We start from the raw sequence: 25,124 nt of genomic DNA, 5'->3' as shown, positions 1-25,124 counted from the left end.
AATGGCAAATTTTAAATATGTAGAAACAATCACTACTTCACAGGACGTGTTGACAAAACTGAAAGAGGAAGTTACAGGGTTTAAGAGTTTCCCATTTGAATCCACTGCAGGCGAGTCTCAGGAACAAAATCTGTGGGAAGTATTTTACGAAGAAAAGGACAGTAGTGACCGTATTCAGGAACTTATTCTTCGCGGGATCATGACCATTGGAACACAAGCAACACCGATTGCTAAACATTTCTATGTAAGTTTCATTAATCATGCTCTGGTACCACGCGTCGTTGCACCAGTTCCAGCCTATGAGGAGCATAGTACGTTGACTGTTCAGCTGCTTGAAGGATTGGAAGGCAGCGAACCAACTACACTACCAGTTACCACTCGCCCTACATTCAAGCTAACAGGACATCCGGTACTCTACCAATGGGCACTGGAAAACTATACACCAACGGATCGGAATAAAGAAAAACCTGTATACATGTATGTAAATGTCATGAACAATCGTTTGGCGATGGTTCTCGTTGCGGACCCAGCAGTAAACTTCCTTGATTACAAAAAATCCTTCCTGTATGCAGGTGCATTAAAACCGTTCAAATACAACCTGAATGACGTAGACGGAAATGTAATGCTGACAGCTGGAGCAGTAATCGAAGAACCAGATATCTCTCAGATTGCAACAACAGGAACGTATTACTACGGTCAATATACTTCTGCAGGTAACAACACACTTCAGATGTTGAAAACCAAATCAGGTATTGAATTCCAGCAGCACTATCCTTCCTTTATTACTCAAGCTCCACCGAAGGGGAAAGCTTATCAAGATCCGGAATTGGGGGATACGGGGTTGGAACTGGAGCCTCAAGGCTTCCAGGCGTCCAAATGGACATCCAAATATCACTTGTCTCCGATCTACGTGGTTCACCCTTACGAGGGCTACCGCGGTCAATTCGACAACTGCATCGCGGTTACGAAGCATAATATCCTTCACCTGGATGAGTTAATTATTGATGTGGAAGGCAAGTCTTGGGACCAAGAAGTGTATCGTTACTTCGATACCGATACAGCGCAGAATTTCATGAATCTGTCTGCCAACCAACGTATGGGTGTGGCTATTCTGAAGGAAGTCCGTTATACGGCGTAAGTTAAACTGAATCAAAGCTGAGTCGTATAGATTCAGTGAGAGGGAACTTTCTGAGACTCCACTCAGGGGTTCCCTTTTTTTAGTTGGAAGGGGGCAGTGACGTGAGTCAAGTAGTCAATAAGTTTGATTTCACCGTTATAGATTACACGACAACTCAGTACGGTTACCTGTTTACAGTCGGAACTACAGGAAGCAGGCCTGAGGATTATCGATTTATATACATGCCTTACAGCCGGTATCCAAGTGTCCTGATGCTTGATTTTTACATGGCAAGATCGATCTCTCATGGATTTAATCATCAACTTGTGGAAGCGATTCGCAAGGATCTGGAAGGAGAAGAACGATTTATTGTTCTAAGTGATGCTGAACAGGATACAGAAGGACTTTTACACAGTTCCATGGAAGGATCGAGCTCAGCTACCAAGCAAGGCGATGTCATGGAATTTTCGTTTGAAATGCAGCGGTCTGCTTTAATTGAAGCTTTGGAGATGGATCATCACGATGAAGGCCACAGGCCCGGAGGATTAAAGGATTCATTCATTCCTGAAGATGTGTCAGAGGGCTGGCGCGTAGATAACGATAAAGAGCTAAAGATTGTCCGTAATTTGGGTCTAACTCGTAACTTTGTGAAGAACTTGGATAAGCTGGAGCCTGGAAAAATCAGTTTCAGGGTTAGTGAATTTGGGATGATTGCGGATTATGCAGATAGTGCAGAGCAAGATAGCAGTTCTGAACTGGTGATTAAGCAATTGATACACTCTGTTCGAAACGATAAACCAGATATGGATGTGGCAGAAGTTTTCGAGAATGTGGAGAAGATCATTGGACGATCCACACAAAATGAATTTTTGTTAGAAGCCATTCAAGACCACTTCAGAAGTACAGAACTTGAGAGAAGTCTCCAGTCCCGGAAAGTAAGCAAACAAGATGTGGAAATTCTATATCAGGACCTGTTAGGTTTACGTGATGATTATAAAGAAACATTTGCTGATCAAGCTGCCATGATTGGGAAAAGGGTAGATGATCATCAGCAATTATCCATTCTCTCTGATATGTCGACTGCTTATATTCGTAGATTTCAGGAAATAAAGTATATGCACCTTGATCGGACGTTGCCGTTAGCCCAAAGAGTGGATAACATTTCACAATTGACACTCATGCATACACTGGGAACAGCTGTGCGAGCAAAAACGTTTGGTGGAACGACTACAGGCAAAATTGTTCAAACAATTAGAGACATCGAAGAGAATATGTTTCTTTCACAACTGAATCAGGCTACGAGGGTTATTAAGAATGAAATGACAACTCACGAGAATGTACTTGCCAAACTGAAGGATCGTCAATACCCGACTGTTCTACATACCGAAATGAGAAGTACGCGAGAAGTCGACAAGCAACTATACTTTCATGATGATCTCAGTCATAGCAGCCGTGAGCAACATCGAAATGCGTTAGTCTTTCGTCCGAGTGATACCCTGTGGCATCCGCTCCAAGCTCACAGAATTATAGACAAACATCCGGCAACTACAGCATCCGGTATCATTTTGGCATCCAGAGATTTAGGGACTATTACGGATGTGGAAAGGCAATTTCCTTGGGCTGTTCGAGATCAAGCAGAAGATATGAACGTCATAGGTGATTTGACTACGGGGCGAAGAGTTTATGTGGAGAAAATGTATATTGAGCATGATCGTCCTAAGGCACGACGAATTTATGTGGTTCATAGTGAGGTGGACCGTCATGCAGAACAGGCTTATCGTGAAAGTAAGGAGCACGGTTTTGTTTTCAGAGATTTGCAGGAGAGCAGAAGGATCAGTAAGGTTCCTGGGTATGTAGAGAGGCAGAGTAGGTTAGGCAAACGAGTGACTGCAGAGGCTCTTGAAATACTCAACAAGCAATCACTTGGTGAAAGGGAAAACAAATTAGACAGCTATATTGAGGATAACTTCCATACTGCAAAAACAGAAAAAAGGAATTTGTTCATCCCGAACAGCGAAGAAGGTGCAGAAAGAAAAGCATCCTTTGAAAGTTATACGGCTGGTTCAACAACGGCAGAAAGAGCGTTGGCTCATGATTTGTGGTTACCTGAGTCTGAGGACCATTTGGCTGACAAAGAATTATTTCGTTCTACCATGCTCGAAAAGCTAAATTCGTATGGAAAGAACGACGAACAGAAGCATGTACATCTGACAGAGAAACCACTTGTATCACATAGAGACCGTAAAAAGTTACATCTGGAAACGACCCTGCAATCCATCCGAGATAATAGTCGACCAACCATGATTCGGGATGAGCTTTTGGACAAATTGGTTGGTGGAGGATGGTTGGGGAATAAAGCATACCCTGGATATCTGGACGAGGAATTTATCGTAGGGGAGATCTTGGAGAACAGTCCGGCAGTCATCCTGGAAATGATGATGGAAGCTGTGAATAATGCAGACGCTTCGGTTTATTTTGATGAACCGTTTTTGGCTGGGGTTAGAGAGCGGGTAGATGCGTTAATCGATTGTGGGATCTTAACAGCTGATAAAGAAGGAAGCAGATCAGGCATCATTTCCTTTAATTTCGAAGGTGCGAAGGAATCTCAGCTTGGTGATATAGGGACGGAACTCTCAGAAGCATCCAAAGATTTGAGCATAACAGTACTTGAGGATGAATCTCGATCGGCTGAACTGAACAGACGTAATTCTACTCTAGAGACAGACGTTTTCGAGGGAGTGAAAGTAAAGGAAGATCAGCATGGCGAAATTACGGAAGTCATTTACGGCGCAGATTTTAATGCAAGACCGGCTATTATTGAGTTTGAAGATTCATTAGGTTACCTGAATCCTGGAGGGGGATTATTCCCGGATGACCCAGCGTATGAAGGAAGTCAAGTTGAACGCAGAGGACAAACCTTTGATGAGTACGGAATAGGCGCAAAATATAAACGGGACGGAATGGCTCTCGACCATCATATCGTGAGTTCCAACATGAACCGTGAGAGTGTGATTCATACCGAATTTAATATGGGCGGGGTTTCCCGGTATCGATATGGAATAATTGATGATGAATACACCATGGGTGGCACGAACTTGCGCCAGATGCTTTTGAACAGCGAATATGCTATCGGAACGTCAAAGACTCGTGAGGGATACTCGTATGATCAACAACTTATGGCTACTAATCCAATAAGAGAAGGTTTAATCAGTGGTGAGTACTCCATAGGCACAGCCAAGATCAGACAGTTGTATTTGAATGAGAGCTATTCTATTGGCATGATTGAACCACGTCAGGCAGCTATTGATATAGATTACTCACTGGCGACTTTGGAATGGAGATCTGCGCTGCTCAGCGAGGATTATTCCATAAGCAGCTCGAAATATCGAGATGGAGTAGCTGAGATTGGATATACGCTTGGTTCATCGTGGGCAAGAGAAGGTGCGATGGATATTGAGTTTAACGCAGGTACGCGGCAAGCATGGGAATCCACGTTGGTAAATATTACTTCTGAAGCGATTAGGGTAGATCGATATGGATCGGTGCAAGATGAGATATCTCTAGCCACTACTGTAATGAAATCTGCGAATCTTGACGATATGCTGACGGCTCATTCAATCATGCGCAAAGGACAATTGAACGTTGAAATCATTTCGGATAACATGAACAGATTATCCCTCATGCTTGAAGATAACCATTTTACAAGAATCGTGAAAGAGGCATCAGTTCATGAAATTGAGAGTGAAGTTGTCAAGTTACGCTTGAGTGAATTGCATGGTGAGGGTTGGTACGGTGGTAAAGGTATCAGAGATACTGACTTGGTCGAACTGATCTATGATTCGATAAAGAGTAAAAAGGATTCAGCACTGGATAATGATGTGATTCTTGCATACAAGCATACTCATGACGCTTACCTTCATGAGACAACTGATAGCACGATTGAAAAGATTGCTAATCTTGAAGAACAACTTATAGCGGATAAACCGCAAAATGGTTACCTTGACCTCACGTTACCACTAGGCGGTACAAATCTGAAATATGCAGATGTTCCAGTGGAATCTGTGGGTGGGACGGGGCTCACTTATGGAGATATACCTGTAGAGATTGTTGGCGGAACGAATCTGAAGTACGGTGATGTTCCAGTTGAGATTGTTGGTGGAACAAACTTGAAGTATGGAACAACAGAGATTTTACTCTCAGTGGACAAACCCCAGTACGGCAATATGGAAGAGAATCTGCTCGCCGACAAACCGCAATATGGATATTTGGAAGAGAACATGTACGGTCTGAAAAATGCCAAAGATTCCACTATTGATGAGCAAATTCATGCGTTTAAAAACGGTAATGAAGCTGATTTGATCCAAACGCTTGAGTTAAATAAAGAGGATAGGTCAGCATTCCTTCATGACAACCTTTTGGGGGTAAAAGCTGAAAGATGGGCGCATACCCATGAGACGATCAATGATGTAGTGAAACTGCGAAATGGATCGTTGGATCAGGACATGTTCTACGGAAACAAGGAATTTAATGAATCCATTTTGGACATGGAACTGGTTGGCTTCCAATATAAACAGCTAGACCTGATCCGAAGCGAATATGCTTACCTTAAAACGAGAGACGTTCATATTGAAGATAATTCGTTCATGAGCTCCAGAAGTTCTTATGACGCGTATAACCATCAATTGGATTCTGGAATGAACTTGTTAAGAAGCACGACTCTGGATTGGGAGCAATTCGCAGCGGAGAAAATAGATCGATATGGTCATTTACATGAAATGGAAAGTGGCGTTGGGGATGAGCGAGCCGGTGAGCATTTTGATGGGATATATGGTACCACACTCCAGAGGTTTGCTTTCTCCAGTGAGGAGTTAAGTTACGGAAATAGTCTGCCATACACAAGTTACATTGTTAATGACGGCGAGAGTTTTGGCAGTAAGTTAATAGACCCGGGTTATCTTAGTGAAGATGATTTTGAAGGGATAACAGAGGAACGTGAATCTAGCATAGAAAGAGAGTGGCCGACTGGAACAGCAAACGCCAGATTGTCTGAAATTGAAGATCCTGATTCTCTCATGGCTTCATTTGAAGAACGCTGTTCTCAAGTCATCACAGGTTTTATTTTCGCTGAAAGACCTGAGAAAAGAGCAGAGTATCTGGAACAGTTGCACGCGTTCCTTCCCGAGAGAACAGCTCATCTTATGGAAATGTATCACGAAGCCAAGATGGAACCACGTGAGAGCTTCACACTGACTGATCATCCGGTGGCTGAACGGGAATCCGCTGATGCTTACATTCCGATGATGGACACCATGGCACAGGGTCTCATATTCGATTACTCGGAAGATCTGCTCGATCGAGGGATGGATCCTGAAGATTGGGAAGGTGGTTTGGGTGTGCCGGAGGACTATGATCCGAATGATCCATTTAATGTGTACTATCCGTATTCCAAGGATATGGATGCGCTGGAATTATCCCAGTCTGACGATTGGACTAAATTCGGTCAAGGCGATTGGGATCGGGATCAATTGCTTGGAAAGTTTTATTCTAAGGCAGATACGAAGGACATCAGTGGATGGTACCGCAATAATTTCCTGGCTGAGACGTATAAGTTCTCCATTGATTTCAAGGTGGATACAAGTACGGATGGGAATGGCGCAGGAATTATTTTCAAATACTTCGATGAAAATAATTATTGGATGTTTATGGTTCACGGAGGAGATAGCGATAACAGTCTGGATATGAGAACGCCGATGCAGCTATATAAAATCGTTGCTGGCAATCCAACTGCAGTGGGTTCTCCGATGCAACCCTTTAAGTGGGAGAAGGATAAATGGTATACATTGTCCGTGTCGGTCATGAAAAATAAACTCCAGATCTACACAGATTCGAAATTGCAATATGATCTGACGGGCACCGATTAACTCGGTGCTCTTTTTGTCGTATAGAGAGATTGGGAGGTGATTGGTATGGGTCATACATTTGGTTTGTTCTCCAAGTCACAGAAAGGTGTATTGTTCGCCAATATGAGAGCGAAGATTGCGGACGAAAGTTACGGCAACCCCAATAACCCTGCGTATTTACCGCAGAGTCCCAATGCACCGAGGAGTGAAACGGACCGGCATGGTGAAGAAAATAATCCTATTCTGGGTGATCCAGGTTACGGTCAGATAGGACGATGGCAGACGGTTCAATTGGATGCACTGGAAAATAGTATTGATCAAATCATTGAGCAATATCTGAAAGATAAGTCGTGGTATGCGAGTGTACGCTGCCGTGAAGCACTGTGGAATATGTATCGCAGGATTGAATGGTGGGTAGAACAACAGCAGCCTCCAGATAAAACACAATATCAGCGAGTACTGCAGATGATTAAAGATTGTATTCACAAGATTCTTGAAAATGCTCAGAAGCCTGGCGGTAGTCATCATGGTGTATCATTGCCCGTATGTCCGGCACCCTACTACCATCATTTTAGTGGGAATTACTTTAATCATTTTGATGCAACCGTATATGAGATTCCGCTCTTTTCAATGAAAAAGGACGTCCCGTTCTCGAATAAATTCCCTGATTTCTTCAGATATGTATCATCGACGGAGGATCAGGAATGGGTAGCTGTCCACTCCGTAGGCCGAAATGAACAATCTGGATCAGAGATGATCTTAAAACTGGATTTAGGGCTTCTGGAGATTGGCAACTCATCCAAAATCACATTTAACTGGCGTGTGAAGCGTTATGGACAGATTAGGTTCAAGTACCTGGCTAGTGCCAAGCGCGGTAATGGCATGCTGTTCTATATTAATGGGCAGCAAGTTGGGGGCGAATGGAGCGAGAATAGCGGATGGCAAGAAGCTGCATTTACGTTGCAGCCAGGACAGATGTACAAGTTCGACTGGTTAATCCGCAAAATGAGACCCGAAGTATGGCAGAACAATGGTATCTATATCAAGGATGTTGAAGTCGTTGAGATTGTGGATACACGCAAGCCGCCTGCGCCTCTGGATTATGATTTGGATGGGGAGCATGTACATGAGTACGGTAATTGGGTAGTAAGATCCCCACAAAGTGTGGCACAAGCGCATTTTCAAGGTCAATTTATTGCAGATGACTTACGAAAGAAAACTATGATAATGGATTTGGACAACGAATGTAACGGAAGTATCTCATTTGCCTACAAAATGGGTGTAGATGAAGAGCCCTATCCTGATCATGATTATGAGTTGTTTTTCGACGATAAAATGCTTCAACGTACCCAGCGCGGGGATGGAGATCATGGCAGCTATGCTCGATCAGTGCATGGTGTGGAGTGGATACTAAATGGAGAATATTCAGAAACGGAAACCGACCTGGCCAAGATTGAGTATGAAATTGTTGCAGGGCATGATACGACCATTGACCTGAAAGGGGTAGTTGAGGTCATTTGTCCACCTCAAGAAATTGATCACTGGGAGCCCAGTCTTTATGGACAAGGGATTGGGAATTATCAATGGACAATGTCGGGAAATCCCAGTTGGATTCGTCACAATGATACATTGCGTCTGGATGAACCAAAGCAAGGTGATATGATTGCCCAAACAGAGGTGATTTTAGATGATGATGGCTGGTTTTTATTCAGTTACTCACATCAATTGAGGACTACTGAAGCGTTCGAGGTAACAGTCAACGGCATGTTAGAACATTATACAACCATGCAAAGTCACGGAGATCAGATACGAATCCCTTTGGAGGCTGGTATTAATTTAATACAGTTTTATATTCGAGATCGCTTGACCGAAGAACCACTCATATATGAGATGGATAAACCGTTCACCTATGGAAACAACACCGGCAATACATATCGTACCTTATCTCCGCTAGGCTCATATGTTGATGTGACAAGGAACTGGGATGTTACGGATGCTGGTGCAAGGACAGAACAACATGGAGATACGATTACGTATAAGGCGGAGTTGAACCCTGGTGCCAAGTTTAGTGTAAAAGAGCATATGCGTATTTATCCTGCAATGGACCCCGCGTACAATCCTGATAAAGGAGGTACAAGAGATGAGAACGTGTTTGAAGAGATATTTAATGACGAAGGCAACTATGATGAGGCATTGAGGTTCATAGGGAGTTGGGATTGGAAAGAAGTTGTAGTCGGAGATGGCGTGATGTGGGCCCAAGGTCATGATCAGGATTTCATATGCGAGTTTGAAGCACAGTTAGACAACTCAGGATATATCTGCTGGCAGTATGGAGGGGAATTTGACACCGGCGAGAAACTGGAACTTCAAATTGATGGTGTTTCAGTCTGGACAGGGAGTCAATCCAATGGAGACGATGGAACAAATTGTATGTATCCATTACCATCGGGGAGTCACAGTTTCCGCTGGATTTACCGGGATGGTAAGGCGTATGCACCAGGTAATGGTAGTACAGGCGGAGCAGAAAATGGATCAGCAAATTCCGGAGGGAATGGTACCGGTAATGATCAATCAGGAATAGCAGTTAAAAATCCTTTTGGAGAAGAGTGTTATCCAGCTTCGTTCAAGAATCATGACATTCAATACGGGCAAAAGCTTTATTCAGGTAAGTCTGATCGTAATGCTTTGTGGAAGGCTTATAATCAGGGACAGGTCTTCTCAGGATCTGGTGGAGCATATGCGATAGGTGTTACGAACAATAAAGCCATTAAACGAGATTTTGTTGTTTCCGACGTTGGGACGATTCAATTCTCGGAATATCTCACTGTATACCCGGTTCAAAAGTTAAAGGTATATGGATTAAGAACGCTTAAAGATTCTACTTTCAAAGCAGAAGCAGGAATAAAAGAGCCGGGTAAAAATTTAAATTATTACTCAATAGATGTCCGTAATACCAGACCAGGTAATAAAGATTCAGATTTTGGAAGTGAACACACCAGAAAAGTTTACGTTGAATTTTATTGTAATGGAAGCTTTGAAATCAGTTTCGATTATATGTGTTATCTATTTGATGGAGATGAGAAAGCCAGATTTCGTGTCCAGTATTACAAAGGTACACAAGTAGAGGCGAAAAAAGGTGTAGTCATCTTAGATGAGAAGAAAAATTTAGGGTACAACCAAGGAATAATTAACTACAAATCCATTACTGATAAGCAGTGGAAGGATGCAATACCTTTTAACAAAAAAGTGACTGTTAAGGAGCCGGGTACTTATACCTTGTGTATTGGACTTACGGATACCTTGAAAGACGAAGATGAAGATTCAAAAGGGATTCCTTATCATGCATCCATTAAGAACCTTCAAATTCGAACTGAAGATCCTAACGGTAAAAACGGAGATAAACTAGTTAATTACTCTATTTATGATAATAAAACCTATGTAGATGTTGAATTGACAAATACTAAGACTGGGGCAAAAAGCCTTCTTAGAAAATTGAAAGTAGAAGCAGGTAACCAAACAGGTGAAAGCATCCAAATTCCAACTAACCTAGAACCTGGAACTAAATATACCATTACATACACACTCCATAAAAATAAGGGCTCATCGAACGCCACGGGTCTTGATGCTGGTGGTTTCACGCTTAGTAATGGGAGCTTTACAGAGACCTGGGGCGCTTATTGCACTGATGCGAAGGGGGGGATATATCTAAAGGATAAATCTCCCCATCCAGGAGAAGATTCATGGAATCCACCTGGACCAGATACGACTGCGCCAGATGGTGGCAGTCATGCCTGGCTCGACGTTATTCGATTATACGAGAATAGAGATAGGGCTTGTCGAGGAACCAAAATTGTCATTGAAACTTATGAGGACGGTCAACTATTAATTCCACCACGAGAAGTAACAACTGAAGAGGACCAGATCATCTCTATTGAAGTGGAAAATACCTCAGATGAGAAGCGGAAGTATGAAGTTCGTGTTCGATTCGAGCGAGGATGCCCGGGAGATGGCGCCATGATCTGGGGAGGGAAACTGAATATTGATGATATCATCAAAGTTGATCCATCCTGGGCAGAAGTGACTCACTTTGAAGTTTGGAATAATAAACCGATCTGGATGGGTGGCTGCGATAACAGTAATATGCGCGTGAAAATTACCCGCGAGGACGGAAAAGTGTTATGGGATGAAAAGTATTACGGGGATGGGTATCGTGGCTTCGAACTGAATGATCTGGCTCCCAAGCCATATAGCAAGTATAAGGTGGAGATTACAACAGATCAGAAGGGGCAAATCAGCGATTGGACAGGAAAACGATATCTAACCACCTTCCGGGTGCATGACTTCAAAGCCTACGAACGATGGGTGTGGGTACCTGAGCCATTTGATTGTCAACTGGATTTCTTCATTGACGATGAGCTTATCAAAACATTCACCCAAGAGGGTGGATACTATACATTTTCACATCCAGTGCCCAAAGGCAAACATGAGTTCAAATGGGTGTTCACCTCACTTCAGGAAGTGGGTACGCGTAGTTACGAATATGCTAATCTGGACTGGATGGAGCTGACCAACTGGATATGTGATGACGTCTACGTCATTCCTTACTGCGAAGGTGGTGGTGGAGACAAGTGTGTTGAAGCGCTTATTAAATGTTTGCTGGAAGTTTGGAAAGCAAGGCCCAAGATGTGTGTGATCGGTAAACGTATCTGGCTATTCACGTAAAGAAAGGAGGTTCTGTATGGGTGTTGTGAGGTTGAAAGAGTCAGGCAGGATTTATGAGGATGCGTTCGTAAGCTCCAACCTGGATTCCAAATGGGAAGTACTCCCTAACGATGCTACTCGCTATGAAGCGGGTAGTGGCAGCCTGGTGCTCAAACATGGTCAAGATCCGCTGTATATGTTCTATAAACCTTTGACAGATATGAAGCAATTCGTCATGGATGTGAAGAACAGTTACAATCCCGATACAGAGGGATGTTACGGTGGAGTTATCGTGTTTGTAGATGAACATAACTACATGGAGATTGAAGAGTTTTTGGATATGTCCTTGCCAAAGCCTTTGCTTAAGACTTACCCGTGGATACGTTTGATTCGAGATTATAACTATTATACGGCGTATTGGTCGGATGATGGGGTGATTTGGAACATCATTGGTTCTGTAGAACTGGTGGGAGCCCCTAAAATTGGTCTTTATCTGAAGGGTGAAGGGGATCACCCCATGCATATTCAGTATATTCGAATCAACAAAGGAACATCTATTACCGTAGACAATCTAACCAAAGGAACTGTGGTTGATTTAATCGATCAGAATGGTGTTGTGCTTGAGTCTAGGGTATGCCGATCTGAAGAAACGGTTGTACATTTTAACATGGATCCATATCCATATCCGTTTGAGGGCAATTTCGGGATTAGGCTTCCGGATGGAAATCGGTTTCAGGCGATGGATTCTATAAAGTTATACAAGGGAGACCTAATGTATTTTGAGGTTACACCAGATTTATATTACAAAGAATCGAATCCTGAAACAGGAGAAGATTTCGATGTGCTTCTTTATCCCAACACGGATAGGTTTCTAGGTTATTTAACGGCAGGTGGTTCTGTTACACAAGAAGTTCGAATGTTTGCCAAGAACCCCATGATATCAGGAGACTTTAAAAATGTAATCTTTGCGCTCACAAGCGGGACGGATAAAGTGCAGATTGCGCCTGATGTTGAAGGCATTCCTGGGTCCTTCAGCTTCTCGATCACCGCGTTTACTATTTTGCCAGGAGCGTCCTATCCATTCTGGCTGCGAATGGAAAGGGAAGAATCTCAAGACAGGTATGCTTCCCAGGTCAAATTTTCGCTACAGATGTATTCGACATACATATGACTTAATAGTATTGGAGTAATTACGTATAGATCATGTAAGGCATGAATGGAGGTGGTCAAATGTCAGTAAGAATTAACCAGTCTCATCGATCATCCGCCAAGAGTCATAAGGAATTAAGTGATATTGGGGTCCGTACGCATGATGAGATTGATTCCTATCTTGCAGAGTTGGATGAAGCCAGAGGGAATGCGCTTAGTCTAGGTGATCGAATCACACTCGTAGAAGAATCTGCACACGATAGCCGAGACGCAGTAAAAAATCATGAGCAGAGATTAGGCGATGTCGAGACTAAGGTTATTTCAAACAGCTCACGATTGGATGATGTTCAGCAGGATATTCTGACGGCAAGAGCAGATGTCAATACCATTTCCAAGAGTCAGGATGACCATGAGAAGAGATTGAGTCTTGCGGAGACGGAGATAAAAGAAGCACGTGGAGCAGAGGCATCCATAGATCATCGATTTGACACGTTGGAGAAAGCGATTGAAGTTGTAGCGAAGCAACCCATTCAGGATCTCAGTGTTACCAACCCCACGTACCTAGATGCAAATAACAGTGTCCAAGTTACGATTAATGCAGGACGAGCCAGTATCAACAAGGTTATTGTGGATCAGTTTTCTCAGACATTCAGCATTTCAGACATTGAAGCCAATACGACATATTATATTTTTCTTCATGAAAATGGGGAGTACTCTTATAGCTCAGATCAAAAAGAGCCCAAGGATGCCATGATCATAGGTGGACTTGATGTTGGAGTTTCTCCAACAACTTCACTCACGGCTTTGGATTTCAGATATTTCTTAACAAAGGGTTCTGTTGAAAATGACATGTCTGCATTGGGAATTCGTGTAGATGATCTGGAAAAAACCGTTGGTGAGCAAACCACAACAATTGCTACACATCATACGACGATCAAAGCGATGGAAGTCCAATTAGAAGCAACTGCTAAAGAAGTTGTGGCTTCAAAAGAAGATAAAAACGGAGTTGTCTATGATGCTCTCAAGGACAGACTCGACAACATGCAGAGTCGTCTTGAACTCGCTGAGAGTCGAGGCACTATGGAGCATCAATCCGTATTCCATTTCACTTCTGCTCCTAACAGCAGGTTGTCGATGTCTAGAGATTTTCAAGTGCCCAGATATGTGATTGGTTCAAATTCTGCAGAGGTATTTCTGGATGGAATACGCATGGATGCAGGAGACGATTACATTGAATATAATGATACGCTTATACGGTTTACTTTTGATGTGCCCAAGGAAGCCCGAGTAACTGTCATTGGTCGTGGGTCAATTATTAACACCACTTCGGTAACCGAATATACCTATTATCCAGATGGAAAAGTACATACGGAGAAGATTGATGGAGGGATCAACCGCACCATTGAGCACTTCTATAGCCCGGATGGAAATCTGGAACGACAGGAGGTTACTGAGAGTAACGGACAGATCAAGTCCATTGAGTATCAGCGTGACATTACGGGTAGAGTACTGCGCGAAATTAACAATGGTGCAGAGTATTATGTGCTTCAAGGAGGTGCTACCTTCGATGACACGGACATCCGGAGGAGACTTGTCTTTCTTGAAGGAAGTACACTTGAGCTGGATGTCGTATATAACTACTTCTCTAATGGTGACATTGAGTCAGAAGAAGTATTCTCAGTAGATTTGAATCCACAGCTATTGAAGAAAACATCGTTTACTTACAATGCAGATGGTACCGTTAAGACTGAGACCTTGATCTATGACGGCCAAGGAGTTCAGAAGGCATTTAATTATGATGCTAGTGGTAACATCAAACAAGTGAAAATTAGAAAGGTTGTGATTTGACTTGACGAGGACCGTGCAGGATGTGAAGTTTGCACTACATACCATCATGGATAAATTAATGGGCAATCATTTAGAGCCATTCAGTACAGAGGAAATTGAAATTCTAATCTTTGCTTTTGAAAGCAATATTCTGTTTGATAATGTGGCTCATAAGTTTCTGCCTTCATTTAAAGGGCTACCTAAAATTTATGAGGCTGTTGCTAGTGGTGTGGAGTCAGAGGATGAAGCCGGGGATAAAGAGCAGTCTTATCATGAGAATCTCATAACAGAGAGAAGTGACATGGTGAAAACAGTCTTGTTAACCGTACTTAAAGAGAACATCTTTCACGAAATGAAAATCCGATTTGGTGCTTAAGGAGGTGGGATAGTTGGCTGAAAATATTTTGTTAGGTGCACTGCGTCGTTATGAGTTTTACTCGTATTGTTCAACGTTTATTAAGACCCTTTACGATACAGTAACACAGGATTTGTATGGCGATGTCCACTGGGAGTGGTCTTATAGCAACACTAATAGCTACGCACAGCCCAAATCGTGGAATACAAATCTAAATAGTATCGCTAATCAAGGGACGATCACAGTCAAAAATCTAAAAGATCCTAATATGTTTTTTACACTTTGCATGAATGCATCTTCTTATCAAATAAATGGAAATTTTCCATCTGTGTCCAAAAATTATATTTTAAGAACAGGGATAAAAAATAATGGATCTTCTGTATTTCCTGATCTTTACACTCAACTAGGAGCTGTTACAGAGATTCCATTTCATACGATGGATTCAACAACTGTATTTAGCAGTAATTTTGGCCACACAAATGCAGCAGTCAATGTCTACTGGAAGTGGAGTCTATTTATCACAGAGAACTATATATTTCTCTTTGGTGAACCTCAGACAAACTTAAATCTAGCATATCCTTTCCGTATGTATCTTGGAAGAGTAAAACCATTCGAAGAAGAAGATCCTTTGATTGCTAATGATAACGTCGGTATTTTCTCTCACTTCCCCCACGGTTTAATTGACAACGACGATGAACTTAAATATCGGGCAGGACGCGGGTACATGCGTTCTTCACGTAATGGAACACCAAATGCGTTATATCACTTTGCGACGAGTTCACAAGTACCTTCACCGGGTGTAGGTGGGAGATTTTTTATTTCACCATTTTACGTTTGGCATGAAACAGAAGGTGCCAGAGGTGAGTTCCAAGGTATCAGAACTGCAGTACTTAAGGATGCCAGTAAGTATCCAGATGGATCAATCTTGGACTTGGAGGATGAAAGGTACTATGTCTTCCATGCATTTAACCAAGCCCATCCTGCTACCAATCAACAGTTTTATGCAACAAACGGTACCGCATATGCAGGTCAACCCTACTTCTTCGATTCAGCGTTACTTCTCGGTGGCGGACAACGGGTGCTTCTATTCGAGATCGAGAAGGAGGTGTAGTGCATGACCATGATTCGCAGACACGAGTTTACCAGTACGCTAAGCTTGTTTACTTCAACGCTTGTTAACACATTGAAAGATGCACTCGATCCTTACTGGGATACCATACATACGGCCGAAACGACTTATGCCAACTGGGGAAATGCGCTGCTTACCAATAAAAAAAATACATCCATGCGATTTACCATGTGTGTGATTGCACACGCCAGGGGAGTCAACATTCGCTGGGGACTGAAGAACCTGGGAAGCAATGTGGCATCACCAGATCTATTCGTAAATTCGCCAGTGGACACGGATAAATTCATGACGGAAACGCCATTCTTGTGTCATAACGTGCAGTACAATGTGAACTATAAGTGGTCTGTAATAACGAATGAGGATATTCTGTTTATCCATGGAGAGAGTCTGAACTACCCGGAACGAGCTTACCCAGTACGAATATTCCTAGGTAAATGCGAGCCATTAGAGCAAGAAGACCCGGCGATTGCCAATAAATTTTATGGCGTTTTCCCACATATGCCTTTATCTGCTTCGGATAACAACACATCAGATCAATATGATACGCCGAGAGGTGTCGTGATGACTTCACGGAATGGAACGGAGTACGCACTGTACAATTTTGGGACAGAGTCCATCCCTTCTCCAGGTGTAGGTTCAAGATACTATGTTACGCCTTTCATGGTCTATCATCCATCTGAAGGAGCTAGGGGTGAATTCAAGGGTATGCGTTCCATTGTATTTAAAAACAGTGCGCAGCACCCGGACGGATCGATCCTCGATCTTGGCAATGATGGCAAGTATTACGTCTTTCATGTCGTAGATCAGGATTATCCGAATACAGACTATGGACGTTATTACTACAATTCGAACCTAGCTCCTGTGTATTCAAGGCCGAAGTTCTTCCATGGTGCCAGACTGCTTGGTGGTGGACAAAGAGCGTTACTTTTCCAAATATAGGAGGTGTTTATGAGGAATGGCTAATTTCACAGGCAAAGTTAAGATGAATGAATTATTCGCGAATATTGTTCAAGGCTTTAAAACGATTGCGGGATCTCCCTGGTCCATTTTTTACGAGACAGCGAGTGTAATCGTGCTGAAATCGGTGGGCACAACGGGTTCAGATAAACTATTTTTCAGACTTGAGGTTGGAAACACGAAGGGAACTACGGGAAATAAATTGACCGTGAGTGTGGCTGAAGATGTGATGGCAACAGATGGTAGTATTCCTTTGGGCAGAGCCGAAGTGAAAAAGGACTTCCTATGTCATACGAGTGCCGTTGATACGAATCTATTAATCGATTACCAAGTTTCAGTACAACCAAACCGGATTATTATTTATTTGCAGGGGGATGTGAACTCGGTTACCGGTATATCCAATCTGGGTTACTTCGGAATTCTGAACAGGTATGCCACAGAGACAGATTCCTCGAGTTTGAGTGTTGGCCTCAGCTACAATGGGGATAATGGTATCCGGACGTTGCGTGATAAAGATAAACAGATGGTGAATAACATTTATGATGCCTACTCTGCCATGCTTCCTGTTAATCCAGGGTGGGGGTCTCTTTATCATCTTGCTCCAGTTATTATGTGTAATGGTGTGGAAGGTCCTAGGGGAGAGCTTATTGATATCTATGCGGTACCTTCTGCCGGGGTTTCCCATGGAGATGAGATCAAAGTGGGCACTAAAACATATAAGGTATACTCGCTGTCGATTGGTGGACAGAGCTTCTTATCAGGCGCTACGGTTGCTGTCCTAATGAATTAAGGTGGTGATGGACATGGCTATACATCAAGGGAAAGTTGTAGGGACCGCCGAGAGCGGTTCTCTCTATACCCAGAGTAAGGCGGCAGTTCTCCATGGCATTGGATACGATCTTGATGCTGTTCCGGTCACCATTGAAGGTAAGGAAATAGTCTATTCATTAGGAACGTTATCCACTACGGCTGAATTAATTGACATCTACCGTTGGGGTACATGGAGGATGCTGGACAACCATAATGATCAATTGATTGGATACGTTACGGATAAGTATATTTATGGGCCACGAACCAGAGTGGGAGTTCCTAATGAAAAAAATATGATACTCAAGCATAAATTTTTGACCCAGTCCAGTGGAGTAGGTTTAATTCGTGATACCATAAGAGGCCTCAAAGTGAAACAAAATTATGCGGGGCTCGATTGGTGTATTAAGGTCAAGATTCCTGTCCAACAGGCTGGGTTAGTGGGGAAAACGTGGGGGGATTGGTCCTACAGCGGAAGTGGCAACACATCTGACAGTCATCTTCGTCCACGACGGTATCCGGATACACATATTCCTAGAAGGAGGGAAGGCTCTTGAACAGGACATGGAAACTGATGGAGGAGATGAGAAAAGTGCTATTGCCGGTATCGTTTGCCCAAAGAGTAGAGTATGTTGGCGGTGGGGCGAAGGCCATGATTGATATTCCCATGGAACATCCTCGATTCATGATCAAAACGATTAGGGTCATTCCGTCCAGAGAGACGAATGTGGAAGTTCATGTTTTGAACAGTGCGGGTCCACATCCAGAGGTACTCTATTTCAACAATGCCCAATACTCGACGGGAAATTTTATGGAAGGGATTTACGATATGATTGATTTGCCATATGAGGACGTAGATGGGACTTCAACACTTCACTTGTCGTTAAAAAATCTGGGTACAGATGTGGCCAACTTCGATATTGAGGTCGTTGGTTTGACTACAAGGTGAGAGGAGGACCACCGCATGGATATTGTTTCATACAGCAAAGCTGCCAAAGTAGAACGTGAAGTTAAACAAGCCAGGGATTCTTATGCCTCACTTGATGGCAGGCTGGACGCAGTGTCAGTAGGAAACGTGGTCTCGGTCAGACTGAAAACAGAACTTCCAACCGTAGGTGAAGCAGGAAGATTATATCTGGTACGCCAAGACTCAAGCAATCAAAATGAATCAACGACCTATACATACAGCGGTGGGAAATATGTAAAGGTGGGTGGTGATCGAGTTTCGAACCATCCTGAGAATGGAACGATTAATCTTAATGGTACCAAAACGGTGATCTATAGCCATCCGGATACACACAGTGCTGATATGTTAACAGATGGAAGTCATAACGTTATCATGACTCTGAACGAACGTGAAAAGTTGTCCAACATCGAGCTTGAGGCCAATTATTACACACATCCTGACACACACAGTGCCGATATGATCAGCGATGGAGAAACACATGTGAGCATGACTTGGGGGGAACGAAAACGCCTGAATGTCATGGATCCGTGGGAATCGATCAGCGATTTGGTAGATTATACGGATGTGGTTACATATTTTGCTTTTGACAATCAGGGAAGAGTTATTCGACAAGTCGTTACAGACAACTACACCGAGCAGCTTGTTAGAGAACCTGTACTTAACATGCCGGCTTCTCCAGAAGGTTATGCACAGGATGATTCATTCTTGGTCATTTCGATTGGTGAGATATATCGATATGATGGTCTAGACTTCGTGCAGCTTCCTACTTTGGTTGATGTCATCTATCAGTATGATGATGAGGGAAGATTGGTGGCCAAGTCCATCACCAGGTTGGGAACAACACCTGTTCAAACTAACTTCCAATATATATATGACTCATACGGTAATCGTATAGCGGTTAAGAAATACTAATACGGAAGGATAGCATCTGCTGTCCTTTTTTTCTTTTAACAACAAAATAATTTGTGTTTCCCACATCTGCATTGAAGAAGATTAGCATTAACAATCAGCTGATCAAGACGTATAGAGAAAGTAGTATGAGAACGTAATTATTCCGGGAGGTAGTGTACGATGAATATTGAACTTACTGCTCATTTCTATTTCAAGGGAAGTGGGAAGAAAAAAACGGTGAACTGGATGGAAGATAATCCTAGATTACAACAAAAAGAGAAAGATTCGGATAAGGTCGTACGCGAAATCCCGTTAACTGGGGATGAGGTTAAGCAAGAATATCGCCGACTATTCACCAAACACAAGAACGAGGGAAAATCGATTACGTTGGAAGATACAGACGATGTGGTTCATATCATTGATCTTACCGATGTGCGAAATATTGAATTGACCTCTAAGGAGGGGAATACAGATGCTGTACAGGCTGACGTTTGCATTGAATAATGAGGAAATTGTCACTACCGAGATGACCTCGGATAAGGAGGATCTGGTTGGAGCAACGGAAGAAGCGTTCGATTTGATCGAAAGAGACTATGGTGCCAATGTCGTTTTGAACCTGGTTGCGTTTAGCCTGCTCAAAATAGAGCTAACCAATGAACTGATAAATTAAGCGTTTACGCTAACTAATGTTAGCTTTTCAGCACTAACTGCTAATTTATTTGAATAATTATAAAATATAGTTAATAAAGTGATATACCCCAAGCCTAGTTCTGGGGTCTATTCCTTTTTCATGAAAAGTTGATAGTGACTTGATTTAATGCATCCATTGAAACTTGTCTTGTACAAGCAGTTTTGATTAAACTAGGTTGAATTCATATGTTCAGGGGCAGTAGAAGGGGTCAGGATGATTGGCAAGGAGGGATGGGACATTGAGATAAAAGACTTGGAAAGAGAGCTCGCAAAGTTGGCATCCAGAATAAGAAAAGATTTTACTGAGCGCGGGCCGGTAGATACCAGAGTCTCTATCATGAATCATTTTATCATCTTAAAGTTTACAGCAAAATTCACCAAGCCTGAAGCATTCATGCTGGAACATATGCAATCACACTCAAGTCAAATTTTCGCCGAATACAAGATGAAGCTAGCACATAGGATGAGAGAAGATTTCAACCCCGTTTTCTCCTATATCAACATGGGTCTGAAGATCGAAGACATCGAAACAACATTTTTTGGTCATGATTTTGCAGAGCAGATTACAGTCTTCAAGATGAACAAGGATGTTGAAGTGCTGCTGAAAAATGATGAGATCAACATGCCTTAAGACCTATGAACTAACGTTTGAATACTGGACAGGTTCTTAGGAACTAATTTTTGTTGTTGACAATATCCTACATATTTCCTTATACTACCCTTATGGCGATCGAATAGATTAATAATCTTGACGAAGCCTATAACCTTGTTAAAGAACTTGAAGGCCATATCTTCGGTAATTGGGACGAAATAGATGTCAGACCAAGACCGACACATTCCACCATTTTGGTATTTTCCAGTGGTGCGCTCTGTGTTGGTCTTTTTGTTTGTAAAAAATGCTACTTTACCTTTCACCGTGTACTTCGTATATAGTCAGTAAAAGGCATATAAGCGAACGAAATAAATAAATGTTGCGAACATTAGTTCGTATTTGTTATTCTGAATGTAATAGGATGGGAATGGGGAGGCGGATCAAAGGGAGATTTCTTGATCGTTTGTATGTAATTAGGCTTATTAGCTTCAATTGTGTGTAACAAGACTACATATGGTATATGAGATTTCGGGAGCAAAAGCGGGAATGCAGAGTAAGATCATGCTGGATAGCGAATAGATTGTGAAGAAAGAATACGATTACTGATAATTAAATAGTTAATGGGGGAAATGAATAATGTCTGCTACAACTGCTATGGGTTTTGATGATTTATTTGAGATTGGGGATATAGACATGTTCCTGAACAAAGCTCAGGAGAAGTGTCGTCACAAGCTTAGAGGTAAAACGTTTGCCGGGATGGAGAAAGAAGATGTGACCCAGGAGATTATGATCAAATTAGTTAATTCCCTGGACAAGTATGATGCAGAAAAGGCCAAAATGTCGACGTTTGTTGATCATCTTATCGAAAATAAAATTAAGGACATGTACCGCAAGTGCATGTCTGAGAAAAATCTGAGTGTGGTTAACGCTGTACAGATCATGTGTACAGATCAGGGGGGTGGCGATGAATCGGAAGGCTCAGATATCGCACTAGCGCTTGGTCATGCTGGGTTTGCTTATGAGAATTTTGAGTTTGTAACAGACATTATGGAAAATATGAGGCTGAACGAACGTGAGAAACAAATCTTTAAGCTTCGGACTTCGGGGTATGAATTTGTAGAGATTGCAGGAATGCTAGGTGTATCCAAGGCACGTATATCCCAGTTATGGAAAGCGATTCGTGAGAAATACGAAGCATTGTAGTCATAAGTGGCAATTAATAGCCTAAGTTTGATGAAGATAGATTCAGTAACCTACATAGAACAGAGAGAGCACCCTTAACTGGGTGCTTTTTTATGTCGTATAGAGAGATTAGTACAGAAAGAAAGGCGGAACAAGGATGCTTAGTGTGGTGGTTTTAGGATTTTCTGTGGAACGTCTAGAGGGGTATTCGGATATCGCTTGGGCAAGTCATGATTCTTCGACAGCTTCTGATTTAAGCAACAGGGAGTATGCCTTGATCATTGAGAAAGTAGTGGTACAGGCTGATGCTGTCTTGGTTAATCTGGAAATGGATCATTTGACCTCTACTGATATTGTGATCATGCATCATGCTTATATACATAAAAAACCGATCTTGGCGGTAGGTTTCAGGCCATTGGAGCCTGTCATCGAAGATTTTGTCTCCAAACGAGTGGCTGATCTGGACGTGGCTGTACACCATATGCGGACGAACTATATGGTCCTAAGCAGCGGAACCAATCCTTCATCTGCGGCTCCAATTTAACTGCCGCTCCGATAACACGTATAGAGAATGTAAGGGCAAGAATATTCGCGAGACTTTAACTAATGGAGGAATAATTCAATGACACATATGATCAAAGCAAAAGATGATAAATTAACGGAAGAAATCGTAGCCAGTATGATTGGAAAGTATATCCACGCGCCGACCAATATGCATGAAATCCAGACGCCAACCGGCGCAACAACGAAAGCCAACGTATGGTTTGCTGGTCGTGTAGCTGGTTACGAAAAAGCCGTTATTGGATTCAACTACGAAGAGGGTACCTTTCATGAAGAACTACAAACATTTTATAACGTTCATTTAACGGATGGTATGGGGTACATTCTGACAAGTGCTTACGAATTGGAGATTCATGAACTGACCGAAGAGGAGTTTAATCAACTCATTGAAGAGAAAAAGGAAGAGGAACAAGACTCATCTGGTGAAGAGCAATGAAGGTGTTAAACTACGCCTCGGATTTAGCTGTAAAAACGTTTGTGTCCGCTAGCACTGCAGGTGTGGAAGAATTAATCAACGCATGGATGTTATCCAAGCCACACACGTTCGTTACCGGACTGGAGTTTACCTCCACCGTTGATCCATCCAGTAACACGTTGGAATATGCCGCAATCATTGTATATCAGCCAAGTGAACAAGACCAATCCTAACTTAGGTATGAGATTATTCCTTCTATAATATAGAGGCTTTCGGTAAGGAGGTGGGCGAATCTGTTGCTCACTTTAGAAAGAGTAATAGGTATTGTTGTTGCCGTGGTGGTGTTAGTTTCACAATACCAAGCAACGGAAGCAGAGCAGGTACAGCCAGTAAAACCAATGAAGCAAGAAAAGCAGGGAAAACAAGTTAAAGATGCATCGGTTGCTCCTGCGCACATACAAATGACGGATATGCTTGAACAGTATATAGAACTCCAACATGAGAAAACAGTGAGCCGGGCAAAGCTGCTGAAGTATGTGAGCTGGGTAGTTCAATATTCGAAGGATACGGATATCGATTCCGTCTGGATTCTGGCTATGATGTGGCAAGAGAGCCGGATGTTAGAGGAAAGTGAATCATCCCATGGAGCGATTGGTTTACTTCAGATTCTTCCAAGCACAGCGAAATCGTTTGGAGTGAGTAAACAGGAGCTACATCAGCCTGAAACGAATATCAGAACAAGCATTATATACTTGGAATATCTTATGGATAAGTACGACGGGAATATTCGTACGGCAACCATTGCGTACAATCAGGGGGAGGGCAATGTAAATAAGGGAAAGGCTCGCCCCTGGTACTACAATCAAGTGAAGGAACATCATAACAAGATGCTTCAAATAATCGAAAAAGGTCAATAAACATCATTTAACAATAGAATTTGAATACTATAAGACCGTTTATCAATTTTACATAGGGAGATCCAAATGGGAAAATTTCCAGAACATATTAGCACGAATTTGCAGGTAGATAAGAAGCACTACACAATGGATGACGTAGAAAATATTGAACGTTGTAAGCTCGATGAGCATTTCCTCGGGGATTGTATTTTGGTCAATGAGAACTTGATTTGGCATTCTGTTCATAAGTATATTGGAAAACCTGAAATGATTATTAAGAATCATTGTGTGGAGAAGGATGATATTCTTCAACTGGGCCGTCTGGGATTCATCAAAGCGGTTAAAGCATTTGATACGGGGCGTGGCGTAAAATTCAGTTCGTTTAGTGTTACTGCGATTGTCAGAGAAATCAGATGTTTTCTGAGAGATAGTGCAAGCATTATTCGTCCAACTCGCACAGCTACGGAATTAATTAACCGAATCAATCGACTTGAGCACGATATGGGCTACCTCCCACCAGCACATGAAATCGCATTGTTGCTTGATGAGGAAGAAGAGAAGATCAATAAAGCACTTCAAGTGGGTAAAGGTGTGAAATACCTGGATGAGCCTGTAGGTGCTGATGATCAACAAACTCAATCCGTGACGTTGATGGATACCATCTATAGCGGGGAGAATATTGAAGAAGATATTCTGGACAAGTTATACGTTGATGCGGTTATTGATTCGGTCAAGCGCAAGCTTAGTGAGAAAGAAGTGACTGTACTGAAGCATCGTGTTGAAGGGTTTAATCAAACCCAGACCGCAGATATGGAAGACATTAGCCAGATGAGAGTCTCTAGAATTATGCGAAAAGTAGCTAAAATGCTGGATAAAAAGGATCAGGCTTGATTGTCGTCTAAGCACTTCATATCTTATATAATGTCTCATACATAACGTCCCTCCCGCATCCAAGCGTGAGGGATTTTTGCTGTTTTTGCCCTATGGG

General features: G+C 42.4%; 21 protein-coding genes. All 21 read left to right on the top strand.

Translation table 11 applies throughout. The annotated features are described in order from the left end of the window. The first annotated feature begins 1 nt into the window (after position 1). Positions 2-1,138 carry a hypothetical protein gene (locus MKY01_RS20035; protein WP_339283278.1) on the top strand — a complete coding sequence of 379 codons (1,137 nt, stop codon included), beginning with the start codon at positions 2-4 and terminating at the stop codon, positions 1,136-1,138. Positions 1,139-1,239: 101 nt separating this feature from the next. Next, complete coding sequence (locus MKY01_RS20030; protein ID WP_339283277.1) at positions 1,240-7,038, top strand: hypothetical protein; 5,799 nt, start codon at positions 1,240-1,242, stop codon at positions 7,036-7,038. A 45-nt stretch (positions 7,039-7,083) separates the two neighbouring features. Next, the gene (locus MKY01_RS20025; protein ID WP_339283276.1) at positions 7,084-11,739 is read left to right on the top strand and encodes a hypothetical protein; all 4,656 of its coding nucleotides are present in this window, start codon (positions 7,084-7,086) and stop codon (positions 11,737-11,739) included. A 16-nt stretch (positions 11,740-11,755) separates the two neighbouring features. Beyond that, positions 11,756-12,889 (top strand): hypothetical protein, encoded by a 1,134-nt coding sequence (locus MKY01_RS20020; RefSeq protein WP_339283275.1) that lies wholly within the window; start codon positions 11,756-11,758, stop codon positions 12,887-12,889. A 59-nt stretch (positions 12,890-12,948) separates the two neighbouring features. Next, positions 12,949-14,715, top strand: a complete 1,767-nt coding sequence (locus MKY01_RS20015) for a hypothetical protein (protein WP_339283274.1) — start codon at positions 12,949-12,951, stop codon at positions 14,713-14,715. A gap of 22 nt (positions 14,716-14,737) precedes the next feature. Continuing rightward, the gene (locus MKY01_RS20010; protein WP_339283273.1) at positions 14,738-15,070 is read left to right on the top strand and encodes a hypothetical protein; all 333 of its coding nucleotides are present in this window, start codon (positions 14,738-14,740) and stop codon (positions 15,068-15,070) included. Between the two features lie 13 nt (positions 15,071-15,083). Continuing rightward, positions 15,084-16,160 (top strand): hypothetical protein, encoded by a 1,077-nt coding sequence (locus MKY01_RS20005; RefSeq protein WP_339283271.1) that lies wholly within the window; start codon positions 15,084-15,086, stop codon positions 16,158-16,160. A gap of 3 nt (positions 16,161-16,163) precedes the next feature. After that, positions 16,164-17,117, top strand: coding sequence for a hypothetical protein (locus MKY01_RS20000; protein WP_076328292.1), 954 nt, complete (start codon positions 16,164-16,166; stop codon positions 17,115-17,117). A gap of 16 nt (positions 17,118-17,133) precedes the next feature. After that, on the top strand, positions 17,134-17,925 hold the full coding sequence (locus MKY01_RS19995; RefSeq protein WP_127550969.1) for a hypothetical protein: 792 nt from the start codon (positions 17,134-17,136) through the stop codon (positions 17,923-17,925). A gap of 13 nt (positions 17,926-17,938) precedes the next feature. Then, a complete protein-coding gene (locus tag MKY01_RS19990; RefSeq protein ID WP_076251180.1) occupies positions 17,939-18,499 on the top strand; it encodes a hypothetical protein in 561 nt (186 codons plus the stop codon). Next, complete coding sequence (locus tag MKY01_RS19985; protein ID WP_036672279.1) at positions 18,496-18,891, top strand: hypothetical protein; 396 nt, start codon at positions 18,496-18,498, stop codon at positions 18,889-18,891. Before MKY01_RS19990 ends, MKY01_RS19985 begins: the two co-directional genes overlap by 4 nt. A 15-nt stretch (positions 18,892-18,906) precedes the next feature. Next, positions 18,907-19,821: a hypothetical protein gene (locus tag MKY01_RS19980; RefSeq protein WP_339283270.1), complete on the top strand. Its 915-nt coding sequence runs from the start codon at positions 18,907-18,909 to the stop codon at positions 19,819-19,821. Between the two features lie 159 nt (positions 19,822-19,980). Then, positions 19,981-20,304, top strand: a complete 324-nt coding sequence (locus MKY01_RS19975; RefSeq protein ID WP_127550961.1) for a hypothetical protein — start codon at positions 19,981-19,983, stop codon at positions 20,302-20,304. After that, on the top strand, positions 20,273-20,470 hold the full coding sequence (locus tag MKY01_RS19970) for a hypothetical protein (protein ID WP_127550959.1): 198 nt from the start codon (positions 20,273-20,275) through the stop codon (positions 20,468-20,470). The genes MKY01_RS19975 and MKY01_RS19970 overlap by 32 nt, the downstream gene beginning before the upstream one ends. 234 nt (positions 20,471-20,704) lie before the next feature. Continuing rightward, the gene (locus tag MKY01_RS19965) at positions 20,705-21,121 is read left to right on the top strand and encodes a Na-translocating system protein MpsC family protein (RefSeq protein WP_127550957.1); all 417 of its coding nucleotides are present in this window, start codon (positions 20,705-20,707) and stop codon (positions 21,119-21,121) included. A 597-nt stretch (positions 21,122-21,718) separates the two neighbouring features. Continuing rightward, positions 21,719-22,285: a sigma-70 family RNA polymerase sigma factor gene (locus tag MKY01_RS19960; protein ID WP_127550955.1), complete on the top strand. Its 567-nt coding sequence runs from the start codon at positions 21,719-21,721 to the stop codon at positions 22,283-22,285. 136 nt (positions 22,286-22,421) lie between these two features. Continuing rightward, entirely contained in the window at positions 22,422-22,808 is a 387-nt protein-coding gene (locus MKY01_RS19955; protein WP_036672268.1) for a hypothetical protein, read from the top strand. A 78-nt stretch (positions 22,809-22,886) separates the two neighbouring features. Then, complete coding sequence (locus MKY01_RS19950; RefSeq protein ID WP_051449827.1) at positions 22,887-23,261, top strand: hypothetical protein; 375 nt, start codon at positions 22,887-22,889, stop codon at positions 23,259-23,261. After that, complete coding sequence (locus tag MKY01_RS19945; RefSeq protein WP_127550950.1) at positions 23,258-23,473, top strand: hypothetical protein; 216 nt, start codon at positions 23,258-23,260, stop codon at positions 23,471-23,473. The genes MKY01_RS19950 and MKY01_RS19945 overlap by 4 nt, the downstream gene beginning before the upstream one ends. A gap of 63 nt (positions 23,474-23,536) precedes the next feature. After that, positions 23,537-24,157: a lytic transglycosylase domain-containing protein gene (locus tag MKY01_RS19940; protein WP_339283266.1), complete on the top strand. Its 621-nt coding sequence runs from the start codon at positions 23,537-23,539 to the stop codon at positions 24,155-24,157. 66 nt (positions 24,158-24,223) lie between these two features. Next, a complete protein-coding gene (locus MKY01_RS19935; RefSeq protein ID WP_076251194.1) occupies positions 24,224-25,027 on the top strand; it encodes a sigma-70 family RNA polymerase sigma factor in 804 nt (267 codons plus the stop codon). Positions 25,028-25,124: the final 97 nt, after the last annotated feature.

The sequence above is a fragment of the Paenibacillus sp. FSL R5-0486 genome (assembly GCF_037975155.1).
Taxonomy (GTDB): domain Bacteria; phylum Bacillota; class Bacilli; order Paenibacillales; family Paenibacillaceae; genus Paenibacillus; species Paenibacillus amylolyticus.
Note: the sequence above shows the minus strand (reverse complement) of the source record. Positions and strands in the feature narration are given on the sequence as shown.